Annotated in this window: 18 protein-coding genes and 1 pseudogene; 4 read left to right on the top strand and 15 right to left on the bottom strand. The window is 62.7% G+C overall.

Annotated elements, in window-relative coordinates; translation table 11 throughout:
* The first annotated feature begins 476 nt into the window (after positions 1-476).
* Positions 477-755, top strand: a complete 279-nt coding sequence (locus OVY48_RS17825) for a type II toxin-antitoxin system ParD family antitoxin (protein ID WP_313923815.1) — start codon at positions 477-479, stop codon at positions 753-755.
* Positions 755-1,051 (top strand): type II toxin-antitoxin system RelE/ParE family toxin, encoded by a 297-nt coding sequence (locus OVY48_RS17820; RefSeq protein WP_313923814.1) that lies wholly within the window; start codon positions 755-757, stop codon positions 1,049-1,051. The genes OVY48_RS17825 and OVY48_RS17820 overlap by 1 nt, the downstream gene beginning before the upstream one ends.
* A gap of 88 nt (positions 1,052-1,139) precedes the next feature.
* Here the strand turns inward: OVY48_RS17820 and OVY48_RS17815 are convergent, their stop codons facing one another.
* The 7 genes and pseudogenes from OVY48_RS17815 to glmM all read right to left on the bottom strand — a co-directional run bounded on the left by OVY48_RS17815 (position 1,140) and on the right by glmM (position 6,761).
* Positions 1,140-2,006, bottom strand: a complete 867-nt coding sequence (locus OVY48_RS17815; protein WP_313923813.1) for a hypothetical protein — start codon at positions 2,004-2,006, stop codon at positions 1,140-1,142.
* 114 nt (positions 2,007-2,120) lie between these two features.
* Positions 2,121-2,267: pseudogene (locus OVY48_RS23895) on the bottom strand (DUF4236 domain-containing protein); the annotation flags it as partial.
* A 541-nt stretch (positions 2,268-2,808) separates the two neighbouring features.
* A complete protein-coding gene (locus OVY48_RS17810) occupies positions 2,809-3,444 on the bottom strand; it encodes a L,D-transpeptidase family protein (protein WP_313923812.1) in 636 nt (211 codons plus the stop codon).
* A 281-nt stretch (positions 3,445-3,725) separates the two neighbouring features.
* A complete protein-coding gene (locus OVY48_RS17805) occupies positions 3,726-4,325 on the bottom strand; it encodes a ribonuclease HII (protein WP_313923811.1) in 600 nt (199 codons plus the stop codon).
* On the bottom strand, positions 4,318-5,073 hold the full coding sequence (thiD, locus tag OVY48_RS17800) for a bifunctional hydroxymethylpyrimidine kinase/phosphomethylpyrimidine kinase (RefSeq protein ID WP_313923810.1): 756 nt from the start codon (positions 5,071-5,073) through the stop codon (positions 4,318-4,320). The genes OVY48_RS17805 and thiD overlap by 8 nt, the downstream gene beginning before the upstream one ends.
* A complete protein-coding gene (locus tag OVY48_RS17795) occupies positions 5,070-5,294 on the bottom strand; it encodes a DUF1272 domain-containing protein (protein WP_313923809.1) in 225 nt (74 codons plus the stop codon). Before OVY48_RS17795 ends, thiD begins: the two co-directional genes overlap by 4 nt.
* A gap of 126 nt (positions 5,295-5,420) precedes the next feature.
* Positions 5,421-6,761: a phosphoglucosamine mutase gene (gene glmM, locus OVY48_RS17790; RefSeq protein ID WP_313923808.1), complete on the bottom strand. Its 1,341-nt coding sequence runs from the start codon at positions 6,759-6,761 to the stop codon at positions 5,421-5,423.
* Between the two features lie 124 nt (positions 6,762-6,885).
* Here glmM and OVY48_RS17785 point away from each other — a divergent pair, with 124 nt between their 5' ends.
* Complete coding sequence (locus tag OVY48_RS17785; RefSeq protein WP_313924836.1) at positions 6,886-8,265, top strand: amino acid carrier protein; 1,380 nt, start codon at positions 6,886-6,888, stop codon at positions 8,263-8,265.
* A gap of 34 nt (positions 8,266-8,299) precedes the next feature.
* Here OVY48_RS17785 and OVY48_RS17780 read toward each other — a convergent pair whose 3' ends face one another.
* From OVY48_RS17780 to OVY48_RS17755, 6 genes are all read right to left on the bottom strand, one after another.
* Positions 8,300-8,482, bottom strand: a complete 183-nt coding sequence (locus OVY48_RS17780; RefSeq protein ID WP_313923807.1) for a CsbD family protein — start codon at positions 8,480-8,482, stop codon at positions 8,300-8,302.
* Positions 8,483-8,586: 104 nt separating this feature from the next.
* Positions 8,587-11,391: a DUF3857 domain-containing protein gene (locus tag OVY48_RS17775; RefSeq protein ID WP_313923806.1), complete on the bottom strand. Its 2,805-nt coding sequence runs from the start codon at positions 11,389-11,391 to the stop codon at positions 8,587-8,589.
* Positions 11,392-11,537: 146 nt separating this feature from the next.
* Positions 11,538-12,116, bottom strand: a complete 579-nt coding sequence (rpsI, locus tag OVY48_RS17770; RefSeq protein WP_069066504.1) for a 30S ribosomal protein S9 — start codon at positions 12,114-12,116, stop codon at positions 11,538-11,540.
* On the bottom strand, positions 12,116-12,595 hold the full coding sequence (rplM, locus tag OVY48_RS17765; protein ID WP_037473167.1) for a 50S ribosomal protein L13: 480 nt from the start codon (positions 12,593-12,595) through the stop codon (positions 12,116-12,118). Before rplM ends, rpsI begins: the two co-directional genes overlap by 1 nt.
* Before the next feature lie 135 nt (positions 12,596-12,730).
* Positions 12,731-13,846: a dihydropteroate synthase gene (gene folP / locus OVY48_RS17760; protein WP_313923805.1), complete on the bottom strand. Its 1,116-nt coding sequence runs from the start codon at positions 13,844-13,846 to the stop codon at positions 12,731-12,733.
* Positions 13,847-13,961: 115 nt separating this feature from the next.
* Positions 13,962-15,104, bottom strand: coding sequence for a site-specific DNA-methyltransferase (locus OVY48_RS17755; protein ID WP_313923804.1), 1,143 nt, complete (start codon positions 15,102-15,104; stop codon positions 13,962-13,964).
* A gap of 290 nt (positions 15,105-15,394) precedes the next feature.
* Here OVY48_RS17755 and OVY48_RS17750 point away from each other — a divergent pair, with 290 nt between their 5' ends.
* On the top strand, positions 15,395-15,733 hold the full coding sequence (locus OVY48_RS17750; protein ID WP_313923803.1) for a metalloregulator ArsR/SmtB family transcription factor: 339 nt from the start codon (positions 15,395-15,397) through the stop codon (positions 15,731-15,733).
* Between the two features lie 136 nt (positions 15,734-15,869).
* Here the strand turns inward: OVY48_RS17750 and fabG are convergent, their stop codons facing one another.
* Both fabG and OVY48_RS17740 read right to left on the bottom strand, forming a co-directional pair.
* Positions 15,870-16,610, bottom strand: a complete 741-nt coding sequence (gene fabG, locus OVY48_RS17745) for a 3-oxoacyl-[acyl-carrier-protein] reductase (RefSeq protein ID WP_313923802.1) — start codon at positions 16,608-16,610, stop codon at positions 15,870-15,872.
* A gap of 11 nt (positions 16,611-16,621) precedes the next feature.
* Positions 16,622-17,044 (bottom strand): GxxExxY protein, encoded by a 423-nt coding sequence (locus OVY48_RS17740; RefSeq protein WP_037476041.1) that lies wholly within the window; start codon positions 17,042-17,044, stop codon positions 16,622-16,624.
* Positions 17,045-17,088 lie beyond the last annotated feature (44 nt).

Genomic DNA, 17,088 nt, shown 5'->3' with positions numbered 1-17,088 from the left:
GGCCGGGCTGCTGGATACGCTGGACGATCTGGCATTACTCATCGCGCGGGCCGAAAAATCGGTGATGAGGTGAGATGCGCGCGGCCGCAGCTATCAAATGGATCGCGGCTAGAGCATGATGACTTTAAGTCGCATCACTCCGTTCGCCCTGAGTAGGGGCTGAGCTTGTCGAAGACCCGTATCGAAGGGTCGGCTGCGCTTATATCCTTCGATACGCCATTTCGACTTCGCTCAATGGCTACTCAGGACAAACCGTTCTGAGTAAAGTCATCACGCTCTGAAGCCAAACATTGAACGCAGTGGCAATTTTTGCCATATCATACCGGCGAACTTTGACGGAGACCTGTAGGTCGTGTTCCCCGGCGAAGGCCGGGGTCCAGTTCCACGCTCTGAACTGGACCCCGGCCTTCGCCGGGGAACACCATCCATGGGTGACCCTCATTATATCCAAGTATAAAATGCGTTGGAGATAGCCGATGGCTACCATGAATATCTCCCTGCCCGATCCCATGCGCGACTATGTGCAGAACCGCATCGACAGCGGCCAATATGCCAGCGTCAGCGATTATGTGCGCGACCTGATCCGCCGCGATCAAAACGCGACTGTGGACAAGGAACGCTGGCTAAAGGAACTGGATGCCTCGATCGACCAAAGCCTGCAGGAAATGAAGGCGGGGGGCGGCCATGATCTGGACGATGTGTGCGACGCGATCATTTCCGACATTCGGCAAACCGCGCACGGTGAAGCGCGCTAATGAAAGTCACGCTGTCCTCAAGGGCCAGACATGACCTCGAAGGCATCCGAAACTATATCGAGCAAGACAACCCTGCGCGCGCCCTCTCATTCGTGAACGATTTGCGCGACATCATGAAGCGTCTGGCCGACATGCCGCACGCCTTCCCGCTTGTCCCCCGTTACGAACATCATGGGATCAGACGACGATCCTACAAGCGCTATGGCATTCTCTATTCCGTCGAACCGGACCGCATCTTCATCCATCGGATCATCGGTCCGGGGCAGGATCACGAGACTGCCTTGCAACTTACTTGAGGGCGGGTTGAATTTGCAGGGCGGCTTTGGTCGCAAACTGGCCCGGTGCAGAGGGTGGTTCGGGAAGAGTAAGATCGGATAGCTAACGTTAGTCGGATGCTCTGATCTGAAGGGGTGACTGCTGCTTTGCCCGCTTGGGCATAGCTTTCAAAGCTGCGGCGAACGGGGCAACAACACCAGCTTTAGAAAACTCGATAAGTTCGTTTACCCCACTGGCGCTGCGCATATGCATCGCCTCGTATCGACAAACTGGAAGCTGACGGTTATCGCGGAAACGGCGATCCGGCCCTCCGTTCTTATTGGGGTGCTTCCACGTCCAAGAGATGATCTCGCAATCTCCGGGGACCGCGCCCTCTTCTATAAAATTTGATGGCTGCCACTGAACCATGAGGTCGGCATAGCTCACTCCACCTATCTTCCGACCGTCGTCGATGAAAGCCACATCTGGCAGAAAATAGATTACCTGCTTTCCGACATGGATCGAGGGCGGCGTCACATTGCAGGTAACAGCCTTAGGAAGAGAATAGGCGAGCGTTGTGGAAGTGCGTTTGACGATATGTGAAGCACCGGCATTGCGCTTCCAAGTTGTAAGATCCTGCACACTGCCACCCGCCTCGATGTGCCATTTTCCTTGGCTCGCGTTCATTCTGTCGAAGCTGTGGACTACCTGCTCATAGGCGGCATGAGTATCACCCTCCAGATCGTAAAACAGCACCACGGTTCGTTGATAGGAATCCAACCACGCTCCGAATGCCCACGCCGCCACAGCAAGCGGCCAAATGAACATGCCAATCGACCCAGCGACGGCAACGGCCAAGAGCCCTAGCACCCCGAAGCCAACTCCGAAGAGCAAAGCCGCGCTCGGTTTTTGCCGCTTTTCGTTTATCTCGTCCAAAATCTCAGAATAAGCGCTGTCGCGCATTGCGAGCACATCGTTCGACTCGACTTCGACCATATGCACACCGCTTTCAAAACTGCTGGTAGGCAGCTGCGGTCTTGCGGTGGCTGGGGCAGATTGGACAGTACGACGCCGAACTCCCGTCGAGCCGATCGTAGCTCGATAATAGAAACCGCCTCGTCCAGCATGAACATAGTGGCCGCGCGGGCCTGTGCCGACCCGGAACCCTTTAACGCCAACAGAAGCGCCAACGCCGCCGGAAGAAAAATTAAACCGAAATGGGCCAGCTTTTATAGATTTGCGAAAATAGAACGGCATGGTTCCCCCAATCCGTAATTTGGTCTCTCAACAACGGAGCAAAAGCAAGCGGAGTATGACCATATATGAGAACAACAGCGTGATTCGATGCGAATGACCAACTGTGGCGCGTAGCTGCCAAAATCCCGATAACACACTGCACAAAGCCGTGGTTATAGCGTTCCCCACCATGCTCTGCAGGCGCCATGGTCACTGAATTTTTCGCCAATCACTTTCGGATTGAAAAAGCGTCTGACAACATGGCAGGCAGGGATACGGCGCGTCGGCAGCTACATCTGCAGCCCCGTTCCAATCCAGTCGGACAGCACGCCGTCAAACACCCCTGTCCTACATCCCCCAACCTATGCCATGCTCGCCCGGCTCTTTCTCCCGGTCCGCCCCCTCATCCCTCGCGCGTGCCCCCGCACGCCACGCCACACTTCGCAAAAATTCTCCTATTGCGAAGTTCACGCCACCCGTCCGTCCCCCGCACAAACGCTGGGCCAGCGACGGTGTGAACTTCACATGATTTTGCAAAATTGCGGTGCGCGCCTCCGGCCCGTCACCACCGCCCCCAGCTCCCGAAAATCCCCGGATCGATCGCCAGACTCGGCGCGAACACCCCCGCCCCGCCGCGCCCGTCTCCGCCCCGCATGCCAAAGGTCACCACGCTGCTGCCAGCATCGCCCAGCACCAGCGGTTCGAGCATCAGCGCGGCGCTCAGCCGGTCGGTCGTCACTTCCGTCAACGTGCCGATCCGCGTCAGCGCAAACAGCTTTTGCGCAAAGGCATAAGGGAGCCGGATGCAGCCATGGCTGGCGGGGTAGCCCGGATTATGCCCCGCATGCAGCGCGATCCCGTCCCAGGTCAGTCGCTGCATGAAGGGCATCGGCGCATTGCTGTAGAGGTTGGAGCGGTGCCATTGCCGCTTTTGCAGGATCGGGAAACTGCCGGTCGGCGTGGCCTTGTTTTTCGTCCCCGTCGACACGCTGGCCGCGCCGATCAGCCGGTCGCCGCGATAGACATGGATCTGCTGCCGCGCGAGGCTGACGATCAGGTAAAGCGGCCCGTCCGCGACCCCATCGTCGCTCCAGTTGAACGCCCCCGGCTTGAGCGGCCCATCGGCGACCTGCGCCCGCACGGACGGCACATGGAAGGATGCGCAACACAGGAGAATAAGCAGCCGGAAGAAAAGCATAAGCCTTTCTTAACCATAACCCCGCCCCACACCAGAGGGGGCGAAAGCGCTTTATCGCATCGGTCCCGCCTTGGGACAGGGGGTGGGGTTGGGTCAGGAGATTGGAGATAAACCAAGAGCCTCCACTCTCCGTTCGTGCTGAGTAGGGGCTGAGCGAAGTCGAAGACCCGTATCGAAGCATCATGCGACGCGCTTGATCCTTCGATACGCCATTTCGACTTCGCTCAATGGCTACTCAGGACGAACGGGAGGGGGGACACGGAAGAATGAGGAGAAACCCCCTAAAGCAGCACCAACTGCGCAACCGGCGCAAAGCTGCGCCGATGCAGCGGGGTCGGCCCATGCATCCGCAGCGCCGCGAGATGCTGCGCGCTGCCATAGCCCTTGTTGCTGGCCCAGCCATAATGGGGATGCCGCACTGCTGCCTCCACCATCATCCGGTCCCGCGCTTCCTTGGCGAGGATAGAGGCCGCGGCGATCGAGAGGCTCTTGGCATCGCCGCCGACGATCGCACTCGACGCATGCGGCCAGTCCGGGCAGCGATTGCCATCGACCAACACATGCGCGCAATCCCGCCCCAGTGCCGCGACCGCACGGGTCATCGCCAGCATCGTCGCCCAAAGAATATTGAGCCGGTCGATCTCCTCGACACTGGCAACCCCCAGCCCCCAGCACAGCGCCCGATCCTTGATCTCCCCCTCCAGCGCAGCCCGGCGGGTCGCCGACAATTTCTTGCTGTCGTCCAACCCCTGCGGACAATCCTCAACGCGCAGGATCACGGCAGCCGCCACCACCGGCCCCGCCAACGGCCCCCGCCCCGCTTCATCCACCCCGGCAACAAGGCCCGGATGGTGCAGGCTTTCATGCGCAAAATCAGGCATGAAAAGTGAACGGCGCCCCCATCGGCCCATGTCCGCCGCCAAAGCCCGGCGCCAGCATCAACGCCGCCCGCACATAGTCCCGCGCCCGCGTGATCGCGTCAGGCAAAGCCATCCCCTGCCCCAACCCGGTCGCAATCGCACTGGCCATAGTGCAGCCGGTGCCATGGGTATGCGGCGTATCAATCCGCGCATCGCTCCAGGTTTCGGCAACGCCATGCGGACCGATCAGCCGATCGGTGAGCATCGCCCCCTCGCCATGCCCGCCCTTGGCCAGCACATAGGTGCCAAAACGCGCCGCGATCTCCTCGCCGCCCAGCGCCGCCAGTTCAGGAATATTCGGCGTGACCAATGTGGCGATGGCCATCAACTTGTGGAAAGCCGCAATCGTATCCGCATCCGCCAGCAGTGACCCACTCGTCGCAACCATGACCGGATCAAAGACGATCGGAACGCCATGAAGCATCGTGAGCCGCTCCGCCACCGCCATCGCCGTCTGCGCCGACCCGATCATGCCGATCTTCACCGCATCGACGCCGATGTCGCTGATACAGCTCTCCATCTGCGCCAGCACCATATCGGTCGGGACTGGGTGAACCCCCTGCACCCCCAGCGTATTCTGCGCCGTAATGGCGGTAATCGCCGTCATGGCAAAGCCACCCAGCAACGTCACCGTCTTGAGGTCTGCCTGTATCCCCGCGCCCCCGCCGCTGTCAGACCCGGCGATGATCAAAATCCGCGCAGGCGTCATGGCTTGTGCTTGCGTATGGTGACAGCAGGATTGGCGGCCAGCGCCTTGCCCGTCCGCGTCGGCCGGTCCATCAATTCACCCCCGCAATTGGGGCAACGATCGTCCAGCGCCTCGGCACAGGTCGCGCAAAAGGTGCATTCGAACGAACAGATAAACGCGCCCGGTGCATCGGCGGGCAAGTCCGCGCCGCAGCGCTCGCAATCGGGGTGCATGTCAAGCATGGGTAGGATAGTTTCCGTTCGGGCTGAGCGAAGTCGAAGCCCTTTTCTGAGCGGAGGCGAAGACACCTCCCTGCGGTCGGTGGAACCCTTCGACAAGCTCAGGGCGAAAGGGTTGAGTGACGACCATCACGCCGCCGCCTTCTCGACCGCAGCGCAGATCCGTTCCACCACGTCCCTCACCTGATCCGCGCTGTCGCCTTCGGCCATTACCCGGATCACCGGCTCCGTCCCCGACGGGCGGATGACGAGGCGGCCGACACCCGCCAGTTCCGCTTCCGCCTGCGCAATGACGCGCTGCACGTCGCCATGCTCCAGCGGCTTGCCCCCGGCAAAGCGCACATTTTTGAGCAGTTGCGGCACCGGATCGAACTGGTGCAGCGTCTCGCTGGCGGGCTTGCCCGACCGGACCAGCGCGGCCAGCACCTGCAATGCCGCGACCGTGCCGTCGCCGGTCGTGGCATAGTCGGACAGGATCATATGCCCCGACTGTTCCCCCCCGACATTGAACCCGCCCTCGCGCATCCGCTCCAGCACATAGCGATCGCCGACCTTGGTGCGCTCCAGCGTGATCCCCTGCCCTGCCAGACAGCGTTCCAGGCCCAGATTGGACATCACCGTCGCCACCAGCCCGCCGCCGCGCAACATTCCGTCGCGCGCAAAATTGGTCGCGATCAGCGCCATGATCTGATCGCCATCGACGATCTGGCCCTTCTCATCGACCACGATCAGCCTGTCCGCATCGCCGTCCAGCGCAATGCCGATGTCCGCGCCCGACGAGACGACCGTTTCCTGGCACAGAAGGGGCGATGTCGATCCGCAGCCGTCGTTGATATTCGTGCCATTGGGGCTAACCCCCACCGCCACGACGGTCGCGCCCAATTCCCACAGCGCGGACGGCGCGACCTGATAGGCCGCGCCATTGGCGCAATCGACCACGATCTTGAGGCCGTCGAGCCGCAGGTCGGCAGGAAAGCTGGACTTGACCGCATGGATATAGCGCCCACGCGCATCCTCGACCCGGCGGGCGCGGCCAATATCCTTGGACGGCGCGAGCGCAATCTCCTGCCCGATCAGCGCCTCGATCTTCAGTTCATCCTCATCAGACAGTTTGTAACCATCCGGCCCGAACAGCTTGATACCATTATCGAAATAGGGATTGTGGCTGGCCGAAATCATGACACCCAGGTCCGCCCGCATCGAATGAGCCAGCAGCGCGACGGCGGGCGTCGGGATCGGCCCGAACTGCACCACGTCCATGCCGACGGCGGTAAAGCCCGCAACCAACGCATTTTCGACCATATAGCCCGACAGCCGCGTATCTTTGCCGATCACGACGCGATGGCGATGGGCACCGCGCAGGAAATGCGTGCCCGCCGCCATGCCGACCTTCATCGCCAGATCGGGGGTCATGGGCCATTGGTTGGTACGCCCGCGGATACCGTCGGTGCCGAAATATTGCCTGCTCATGCCCGTGTCATGCACCGGAGAGCCGCCCGGTATCAAGCCACAACCGCGACGCTGCAGCCGATAGGCAAGGCGCGGCAAGTTTTTCTTGATCGACAATCCACCCGTCGCCCTCCATCGGCGCAGAATGGAAAATTTCAACGCCATCGTCGATGCCATCTCGGCCGCCGTGTTCTTCAAGCTGCCGATGCTGGGCACGCAGATCGAACTGATCGTCCTCTACCTCGCGCTGCCGATGCTGTTCTTCACGCTGTGGCTGGGCTTCCCCAATATTACCCAGGTCGGCCGCGCAATCCGCATCCTGCGCACCCAGCCGGAAAAGGGCGAAGCGCAGGGCGATGTCAGCCAATGGGCAGCGCTCAGCACCGCGCTGTCCGGCACGATCGGCCTTGGCAATATTGCGGGCGTCGCCGTCGCCCTCACGATGGGCGGGCCGGGGGCGATCCTGTGGATGTTCGTTATCGGCTGGTTCGCGATGACGGTGAAGATGGCCGAGGTTACGCTCGGCCTCAAATATCGCGTGTTCGACGCCCAGGGTCATGTCCATGGCGGGCCGATGTATGTCCTGAAGGCCGTCGGCGCGGCGCGCGGCTGGCCCAAGGTCGGGCTGGCACTGGGCGGCGCCTACGCCTTCGTCGCCCTGTTCGGAGCGATCCCGATGGTGCAGGTCAACCAGAGTTTTGCGCAGGTAAAGGTCGTCACCGGCCTCACCAACGGCTGGGGCTATGGCATTTTCCTCGCCTGCGCGGTGGCGCTGGTGACGCTGGGCGGCGCGGCCTGGCTCGGCGAGGTCGCCAAGCGGCTGACCCCGCTCAAGGTCGCCGTCTATCTGTTCGGGGTGTTCGCGATTCTGATCCTGCACTTGGGCGCCATCCCCGGCGCGCTCGCGCTGATCTGGGACGGCGCCTGGACCGGCAATGCGGCTACCGGCGGCGCGGTCGGTGCCTTCGTCGCGGGCATGCGCCGCGCAGTGTTCGCCAGCGAGGCCGGTGTCGGCTCGGCCGTCATGGCGCACAGCCTCGCCCGCGCGCGCCATCCCGTGTCCGAAGGCCTGGTCGCGCTATTGGAGCCGCTGCTCGGCACGATGATCGTATGCGGTCTCGGCGGCTTGGCGCTGGTCGTGGCAGGCACATGGAATAGCGGGCTGGAGGGGATCGCCATCACCTCGGCCGCCTTCGCCCAGGTTTCGCCCTGGTTCCCCTGGCTGCTTGCTGTGGTGGTCTTCCTTTTCGCTTATTCGACGCTGGTAGCGTGGGGCTTCTACGGCCTGCAGGCCTGGGGCTATCTCTTCGGGCACGGCGCGCGCGCGCAATGGACCTACAAAATCCTCTATGTCGTCGCCCTGCCCCCTGCCGCCGCGATCGACCTGGGCCGGGTCGTGGGCATCGTCGATTCCAGCTTTTTCCTGATGGCCATCCCCAACGTCATCGCGCTCTATTTGTGCGCAGGGGAATTGCGACGGGACGTGAAGGCCTATCTGACGCAAAAAGAAAGCCCCGCCGGTTAGGGCGGGGCTTCCTATTCATTTGGCAGCGGTGGCGTCAGACCTTGTCGCCGAACGCGCCCTTGACCGAACCAGCCACATCCTGACCGGTGCCCTTGACCTGCTGGGCCTTGCCCTCGGCTTCCAGACGCTCATTGTCCGTCGCCTTGCCGACGGCTTCCTTGACGTTGCCGGCGACTTTGTTGCCAGCGGCCTTCAGCTTGTCAGTTGCTTCACCCATGTTCAGTCTCCTGTTGGTTGGTGTTGCCTATTCAACCGACAATCAGAATAAAGGTTGCCGTCAAACCGCTCCCGTAACGAAATCGCCGATAGCTGTTGCGATGATCACGGCTTGATGCCAAACCGCGCATAGTCCGCGTCGATGCGGGGGTTGATACGGCGCGCGATGGCGATGTCCTTGTCGCCGTCGCTGGCCCGGCCGAGCCGATGCAACACGATCCCGCGCATGAATTGACTCTCGTCCTTGCCTGGCACCTGGTCGAGGACGGCGGTCAAATCCTGAAGCGCGTCTTCATATTTGCCCATGCGGAACGACACCATGGCACGACTGTCGAGCGCTGCGACGCTGTACGTGCTGGTCTCGATGGCTCGCGTGCAATCCTTGAGCGCGCTATCGAGCATGATATCGCGCGTGCCCTTGATCCAGCAGCGCTCGTTGAGCAGCATGGTCAGGCCAGGTTTTTCCGCAATATGCGCGTCGAGCAGTTCGACCGCCTTGGCGGCATCGCCATAGGTGCCCAGCAGGCTGGCCTTGAGGCGGCGATAGGCATCGCGGGTTTCACCGCCAATGGCGATCCGCTGATCCACCATCACCAGCGCCTCGTCCAACTTGCCGCTTTCGGCAAGATAGGTGGTAACCGCATTGATCGCGCCAAAGGCAGAGGGGTCGAGTTGTCGCGCCATCCGTGCATCGGCCAGCGCGCCGGGCACATCGCCCAGCCTGAAGCGCCGGTCAGCGCGGCTGAGATAAAGATCGACATCCGGCTCGATGGCAATCGCCTTGTCGAGATCGGCCAGTGCCTTCTTCCGGTCACCCACACCCCAACGGAAATTGGCGCGACTGCTATAGCCTGACACTTCCTCCGGGTCTTCGGCGATCGCCTTGGTGAACGCCTGCTCCCCCGCTTTGACCTGCGACCAGTTTGCCAACACCTCGTAAGGGGCATCCCAGTAGAAGGTCGGCTTGGCCGGGGCGATCAAGCGCGGGGCCAAGGCCTGCGCCGTGGCAAGCCGATCGCGTTCGTCGGGCACCTGCGCCGCCGCAATCTCGACCCCGGTCGAATCCATCCGCTCATCCAGTTCGAGCAGTCCGTCGCGCAGCTGGACATTGCGCTTGATCGTGAAGCCCGCGATCGACTGGCTGACATTCTGGTCGCCTTCCAGCACATAGCCCTTGCCGCCATCGGGCAAGCGCAATTTCAGCCGATAGCGCACCCCCGACGGCGGCGGCGTCGCCACCGGAATATCGATCCATGCCGGACGACCGCGATCGGGCGCAAAGCTGATGTCGTTGACGCCCCGGCCAATGCTACGCCGATGACGATTATCCTCCAGGCGCCAGGGCGTCGTCGTGACGCCATGCGCTTTCAGCGTCGTGGTCGCCGTGGCGGCATCCATCGCGACACTGACGTCGCTGAACTGCGACTGTCCCATTTGCCGCATGAAGAATCCCCGCACCATGTCGGCGCGCTGCTTGGTATCGAGTTGGCCCAGGGCGACATTGATCATGGACGCCGCCGGGCCGCGCAACACGGCCACCGCATCGAAGACGCTGGGCAGCCGGATGCTCCCGCTCTCGTCGGCCTCGATCGCGATATCGATGATAGGCCGCGCATTGGCGCGGGTCTGGATCTGCAGCAGGTCCGCGCCCGCCGTTCGCACCGGCAGCACCGTGCCGAAAGGCGGCGTATCGCCCAGATCGTCGATCCGCGCGCCGCTGCCCGTGCCATCCATCCACAGCGTCTCGCCATCGATCGTCGCACGCACCAGCACATGGTCGAACGCCGCGACGCTCGGCAACCGTTCCGGCACGAAATCGCCCATGGAGGAACTGGCCGCTACCGGCTCTGCCTCTATCCCCATGCCCCGCAACAATGCCAGCAACAGCAAGGTCTTGGCCTTGCAATCGCCATAGCGCAGCGTCCAGGTCTGCGCCGGGGTCTGGGGCACATAATTGCCGCCATTCATGCCGATCGCCAGATAGCGGATGCTATCCTGCACCAGTTGCAGCGCCGCAGCCGCCTTCGCACGCGGCGACCCGCCCGATGCCTTGAGCTTGTCCAGTTCGCCCGCTAGCCCGCTACCCGGCGCGATCAGTCCTTCGGTCGCATAGAGCGGTGCCATCGTCTTGGACACATCGGCCCAGGACGCGAAGGCCGAAAGCTCGAACAAGGGCGGATGGCGATAGCGCAGCGGCGCATCCTCCGGCATTTCCGGCTGCTTGACCAATGGCAGGGCGACGGTCAGTTCATGGAACCCGCCCTTCTTCTGCTGCTTGATGACAGCATCCTTGGCCAGCAATTTCCACTTGGCCCCGCTGCCCTCATCCCATTTGACACGCAGCCGCCCCTGCCCCATCCGCAACGGCGCGGCAAACAGCCCCATCGCGCCCTGGACATGGCCGCCAAGCGCATCATCCTTCATCGACGTCGTATAGCGCAGGCGAACGATATCGCCGACCTGCACACCTTCGACCGCGAGCGTCGCCGTCAGCACGCCGGTAATCTGCCGCGCTTCCAGATTTTCCTCGCGGCGCAGCACGGCAAAGCGCTTGTCGCCCGCCAGCGCGTCGATCACCTGGTCGCCGCGCAGGATCGACACGTCATGGATGATGAGGTCGCCCTTGTCGGGCGCCCATGGCAAAGTCAGCGAGGATAATTGCGCCAGCGCTTCGGCTGATCCGGCGCGGGTCGCGACATCGGCATAGCTCCACAGGCGGCCATCCTCGACGCGCTGCTGGCTGTCGAACAACAGCATCGTCGGCGGTTCGCCCTCGAAGCTCGACAGCGGCGGCACACTGGCCTTCTCCACCCAGGTCGGCGCCGCCTGATAGAGCGGCGCTTCGCCCGCCACAGCCGGCGCGGCAACCATCGTGGCGATCGGCATCGCCATCCACATCGTCTGTCTCATAAACCCCCGAACATCCCCCGGCATCCGCCTGTCGACACGCAGGCTATTGCATCGGGGCGGGCCACTCAAGCGATCAGGCGAAGCGCGCGCACGAAAAAAGGGGCCGGAAAACCGGCCCCTTTCCTGAACTTGCAGTCGGTATCGACTTAGCGCTTCGAGAACTGGAAGCTCTTGCGCGCCTTCGCCTTGCCGTACTTCTTACGCTCGACGACGCGGCTGTCGCGGGTCAGGAAGCCTTCGGCCTTGACCGCGCTGCGCAGCGCAGGCTCATATTTGGTCAGCGCCTGGGCGATGCCATGCTTGACCGCACCGGCCTGGCCAGACAGACCGCCGCCCTTGACGGTGGCGATCACGTCATACTGACCATTACGGTCGGTGACGCCGAAGGGCTGGTTGATGACCAGACGCAGGGTCGGACGCGCGAAATAGATTTCCTGATCGCGGCCATTGACCGTGATCTTGCCGGTGCCGGGCTTTACCCAGACGCGGGCAACGGCATCCTTACGACGACCGGTCGCATAGGCGCGGCCGAGGTTGTCGATTTCCTGCGCACGCAGCGGCATGGTGGGCGCTGCAGGCTCGACCGGAGCGGCAGGCGCTTCGGCTTCAACCGGGGCAGCGGCCGTCGCGGCGGCTTCAGGAGCAGCGGGCGCTGCAGCCGGAGCGGCAGCCGCTTCGGCGGCGATCGCCGCGAGGTCGGACAGGGACTGGCGGTTATCGGACATTATGCACCCACCTTGTTCTTGCGGTTGCGCGACGCGAAGTCGAGCACTTCGGGGTTCTGGGCTTCATGGGGATGCTCGGCACCGGCGAAGACGCGCAGGTTGCGCATCTGCTGGCGGCCCAGCGGGCCACGGGGGATCATGCGCTCGATCGCCTTTTCAAGCACGCGCTCAGGGAAACGGCCTTCCAAAATCTTGGCAGGCGTGGTTTCCTTGATGCCGCCGGCATAGCCGGTGTGCTTGTAATAGATCTTGTCGGTCAGCTTCTTGCCGGTGAACTTCACCTTGCCCGCGTTGATGATGATGACATTGTCACCGCAATCGACATGGGGCGTGAAGCTGGTCTTGTGCTTGCCACGCAGGATATTCGCCACGGTCGAAGCGAGACGGCCGACGACGAGGCCTTCCGCGTCGATCAGGACCCACTTCTTATCAACCGTTGCCGGGCTTGCCGACTTGGTCGTCTTCATCAGCGCCTTCATGGTGCCAATACTCCAGAATGAATTAAAGAACCGCAGGCCGTTACCGACCCCCGGAAGTGGGGCGCTAATGACTGGGGAAGCCGTCCAAGTCAAGCGATATGGCGGCTTTCCTGACGGGTAAAATAATACCTGCGTCTAAATCGCGCTCAATCCCGCGTCCGCCAGACCGCGCCACAGGTTCAAAGCCTGGACGCTTTCCTTCACATCATGGACCCGCACCATCTGCGCGCCGAGTTGCGCCGCGCGAAACGCCAACGAGATGGACCCGCCCAATCGATCGGCAGCCGGGGCTTCGTTCGACAGCGCGCCGATCAGCCTTTTGCGACTGCCCGCAAACAGCAACGGCACGCCCAGCGCCTGAAACGTCGCGAGGCCATTTACCAGCGCCAGATTGTCGGCCAGCGACTTGCCAAAGCCAAGCCCCGGATCAACCATGATCCGATCCCGCGCGATGCCCGCGTTCAGGCAGGCCGCGATCCGCCCTTCGAGATGATCGAACACGTCCGCCACGACATCGCCATAGCCTGCAGGATTGTCATGCGGATCATCGCCCGCAGACGGCGCATGCATCAGGATGACAGGGCAGCCTGTCCCGGCCAAGACCTCCATGCTGCGCGGATCATGCGCCAGCGCGCTGACATCATTGACGATCTTCGCACCGGCCGCCAACGCCGCCTCCATGACTGCCGCCTTGCGCGTGTCCACCGACACCGGCACGCCCGCCGCCGTCAGCCGCTCGATCACCGGCGCAATGCGGGCGATCTCATCGCCTTCCCACACCTTGTCGGCGCGTGGCCGCGTGGATTCGCCCCCCACATCGATCAACGCCGCGCCCGCCGCCGCCATCGCGAACCCCGCATCGGCCGCCGCCTGCGGATCGCCGACATGCTTGCCGCCGTCCGAAAAGCTGTCGGGCGTGACGTTCAGGATCGCCATCACCTGCGGCGCATCGAACCGGATGGTGCGTTCGCCAAGGACAAGCGGCGCGCGGGTCGCGGAGATATTGGCGGCCAACCTCTGCGCCCGCTCCGCCAAGACATCAGGCAAGCTGGCGATTGCATCGGCGAACCCGCCCACCGGCACCGTCACCCGCGCCACCCGGCCCCGCCCGACAAAGGCGCTCAGTTCATAGCCCTGAAACCAGATCAGCCCATTGCCCATCCGCGCCACCGACCCGTCCGGCAGGCCGATCGGCGACGGCACGAACCATGTCGGCCGCAGGTACAGGCGCGCATCGGCGGGTAATTTCATGCTGTCGGCCCCTTCCCGTCATTCCCGCGAAGGCGGGAATCCATCTCCCACCCCATCCCCAGTCGCGAACGTAGGAGATGGATCCCCGCCTTCGCGGGGATGACGCCTGCTAAAATTAAGGCTCGTTCGCCAGCAAATAGGTCTGGCGCAGCGTATCGATCGGCTTCAACCCGCCCTCGGCTTCATGATGCCAGAAGGTCCAGCCGTTGCAGCTTGGCGCATTCTGCAACGTAGCGCCGATCTTGTGGATCGATCCGGTATCGCTCCCCACCGCCAGCGACCCGTCAGCCCGCACCACCGCCTGCCAGCGCCGCTTGGCATCGGTCAGCACCGCGCCCGGCTTCAAATAGCCCGTTTCGACCAGCGTGCCGAACGCGACCTTGGGCTGCGACCGGGCGCTCTGCATGATGGTGAGCGCGGACTCATCCAACGGCAGCGCCGCCTCGATCCGCTCCAGCGCGACCTCGATATAGGATTCCTCCCGCTCGATGCCGATCCATTTGCGCCCCAACCGCTTGGCCACCGCGCCAGTGGTCCCGGTCCCGAAGAAAGGATCGAGGACCACATCGCCCGGCTTGGTGCAGGACAACATCACGCGATAAAGCAGCGATTCCGGCTTCTGCGTCGGATGCGCCTTGGTCCCGTTGCGCTTCAACCGCTCCTGCCCGCCGCAGATCGGCAGCACCCAGTCGGAGCGCATCTGCAACTCGTCGTTGAGCGTCTTCATCGCCTTATAATTGAACGTATATTTGGCGTCCTCGCCCTGGCTGGCCCAGATCAGCGTCTCATGCGCATTGGTAAAGCGCGTGCCCTTGAAATTGGGCATCGGGTTGGCCTTGCGCCAGATGATGTCGTTGAGGATCCAGAAGCCCTCATCCTGCAACGCCGTGCCGACGCGGAAGATGTTGTGATAGCTGCCGATCACCCAGATGCTGCCATTGGGCTTCAGGATGCGGCGCGCCTGTTTCAACCACGCCTTGGTGAAGCGGTCATAGGCACCCAGCGTATCGAACTTGTCCCAGTCATTATCGACCGCATCAACCCGCCCGCCTTCGGGCCGGAAGAGGTCGCCACCCAGTTGCAGATTATAGGGCGGATCGGCAAAGATCATGTCTATGCAATTGTCGGGCAGCGCCGCCATCTGCGCAATGCAATCGCCCCGCAGCAGGCAATCGGTCGCAATCTCCGCCGCTGGAACCGCGATCGGTGCGATCGTCTTCTTCCGTCGCGCCGGTGCAACCCGCTCCATGAGACCCATGCGTAAAAACCCCCGTTCGTCTTGAACAACAGCGATGAGTCCTTGGGAGTCCGGCGTCAAGCCCGGCACCTTGGCCTGCCCGATGCCGAACGACACAGATGTCGGGAAGAACGAAGCGGGGAACCACAAGATATGGAGTCTGGCGAGTCGCGCGGGACTCAAGATAGGGCGGTGTGACTCAAAAGACTCACGCCCATCCCGGCCCAAAGTTTTTTTGGTTAACGGCGCGCGACGGCCCAAATCGGCGACAATGGTTGACCCACTGATAACCCTATGGTTATGACTGGCCGATGACAGTTGGATTACAGGAAGATAATCGCGGCGCGACGATCGACGCCCAGTTCAAGGCCTTGTCGGACGGCACCCGCCGCGCGCTGCTGGAATATCTCGTCCGCGAAGGCGAACAGAGCGTCCATGCGCTGACCGCCATCGCGGGCGTATCGCAACCCATGGTATCGCGCCACCTCGGCAAGCTGAAACGCGCCAGGCTCGTGACGGCGCGCAGGGCGGGACGGGAAACCTTCTACAGCGCCCGCGCCAAGGGCCTCGCCCCGGTGGTGCAATGGATGGCGGTCTATGGCGCGCTATGGTCGCAACGCTTCACCGCACTGGAGGATATGGGGGCTTAGGAACGCCCAATTCTGCTCCAACTGCCCCTTTTCTGTTCCCCGGCGCAGGCCGGGGTCCAGGGTTGCTGGGCGCTTCCCCTGCCGCTCCTGGACCCCGGCTTCCGCCGGGGAACAAGGATCGCCGAGGCGCTTAGCCTCAAATCATCGCCATGCCGCCATTCACATGCAGCGTCTGGCCGTTGACATAGCCCGCCTCGCGGCTGGCGAGATAGACCACGGCCGCGCCGATATCCGCGCCATCCCCCAGATCCCCGACCGGAATCTTATGCAGGATAGCCCCCTTCTGCGCGTCGTTCAGCGCATCGGTCATCGCCGACCGGATGAAGCCGGGCGCGACGCAATTGACGGTGATGCCCCGGCTCGCCAGTTCCTGGCCCAGCGATTTGGACATGCCAATGATCCCGGCCTTCGACGCGCAATAGTTGGACTGGCCCGGATTGCCGGTGACGCCCACGACCGACGTGATCGAGATGATCCGCCCAAAGCGCGCCTTCATCATCGGCTTGGCGGCGGCACGGCACAGACGGAACGCGGCCTCCAGATTGACCGCAATAACGGTCGACCATTCCTCATCCTTCATCCGCAGGATCAGATTGTCGCGCGTCACCCCGGCATTGTTGACCAATATGTCGAGCTTGCCGCCCAACGCCTCGACAGCCTGCGGCACCAGCGCATCGACCGAAGCCGCATCCGACAGGTTACACACCAGCGTCTTATGATCCCCGCCCAATTCGGCCGCGAAGGCCTTGAGCTTCTCTTCATTGCTGCCCGACAGCGCCAGCGTGGCGCCCTGCGCGGCCAGCGACCGGGCAATCTCGGACCCGATCCCGCCCGAAGCGCCCGTCACCAGCGCGGTCATTCCTGTGAGGTCAAACATGGTCAGTCTCCTTATTCTATTTGGTTCACGCGGAGGCGCGAAGACGCGGAGGGGACATAGTCGTTGACTATGCGCTTCACCCCTTCCTTGAGCGTAGCGCCGCCGAAATTGATCAGAAGCCCTACGGGCTGGTTGGTCAGGCGAAGATAGGTCAGCAATTGTTTGGCATGGGCTGGGTGGAGGCGTTCGGTCGACTTGATCTCTACCAGCAAGCGGTCATCGACCAAAAGGTCGATCCTGAAAGCGGCAGCGAAATCCAAGCCATCATAGCTGATGTCCACGGGTTTCTGCCGTTCGACCCGATGGCCCATGGCCGTCAGCTTGGCCGCCAGGATCATCTCGTACACATTTTCAAGCAGTCCCGGCCCCAGGTCGCGATGCATCCGCAAGGCGAGGTCAAGAACGTCTCCGCTGATGCGATCGATATCCGCCAAATTCCCTCCGCGTCTCCGCGCCTCCGCGTGACCAAATCCTGTAC

This window comes from Sphingobium sp. SA2 (assembly GCF_032227065.1).
Lineage (GTDB): Bacteria > Pseudomonadota > Alphaproteobacteria > Sphingomonadales > Sphingomonadaceae > Sphingobium.
Note: the sequence above shows the minus strand (reverse complement) of the source record. Positions and strands in the feature narration are given on the sequence as shown.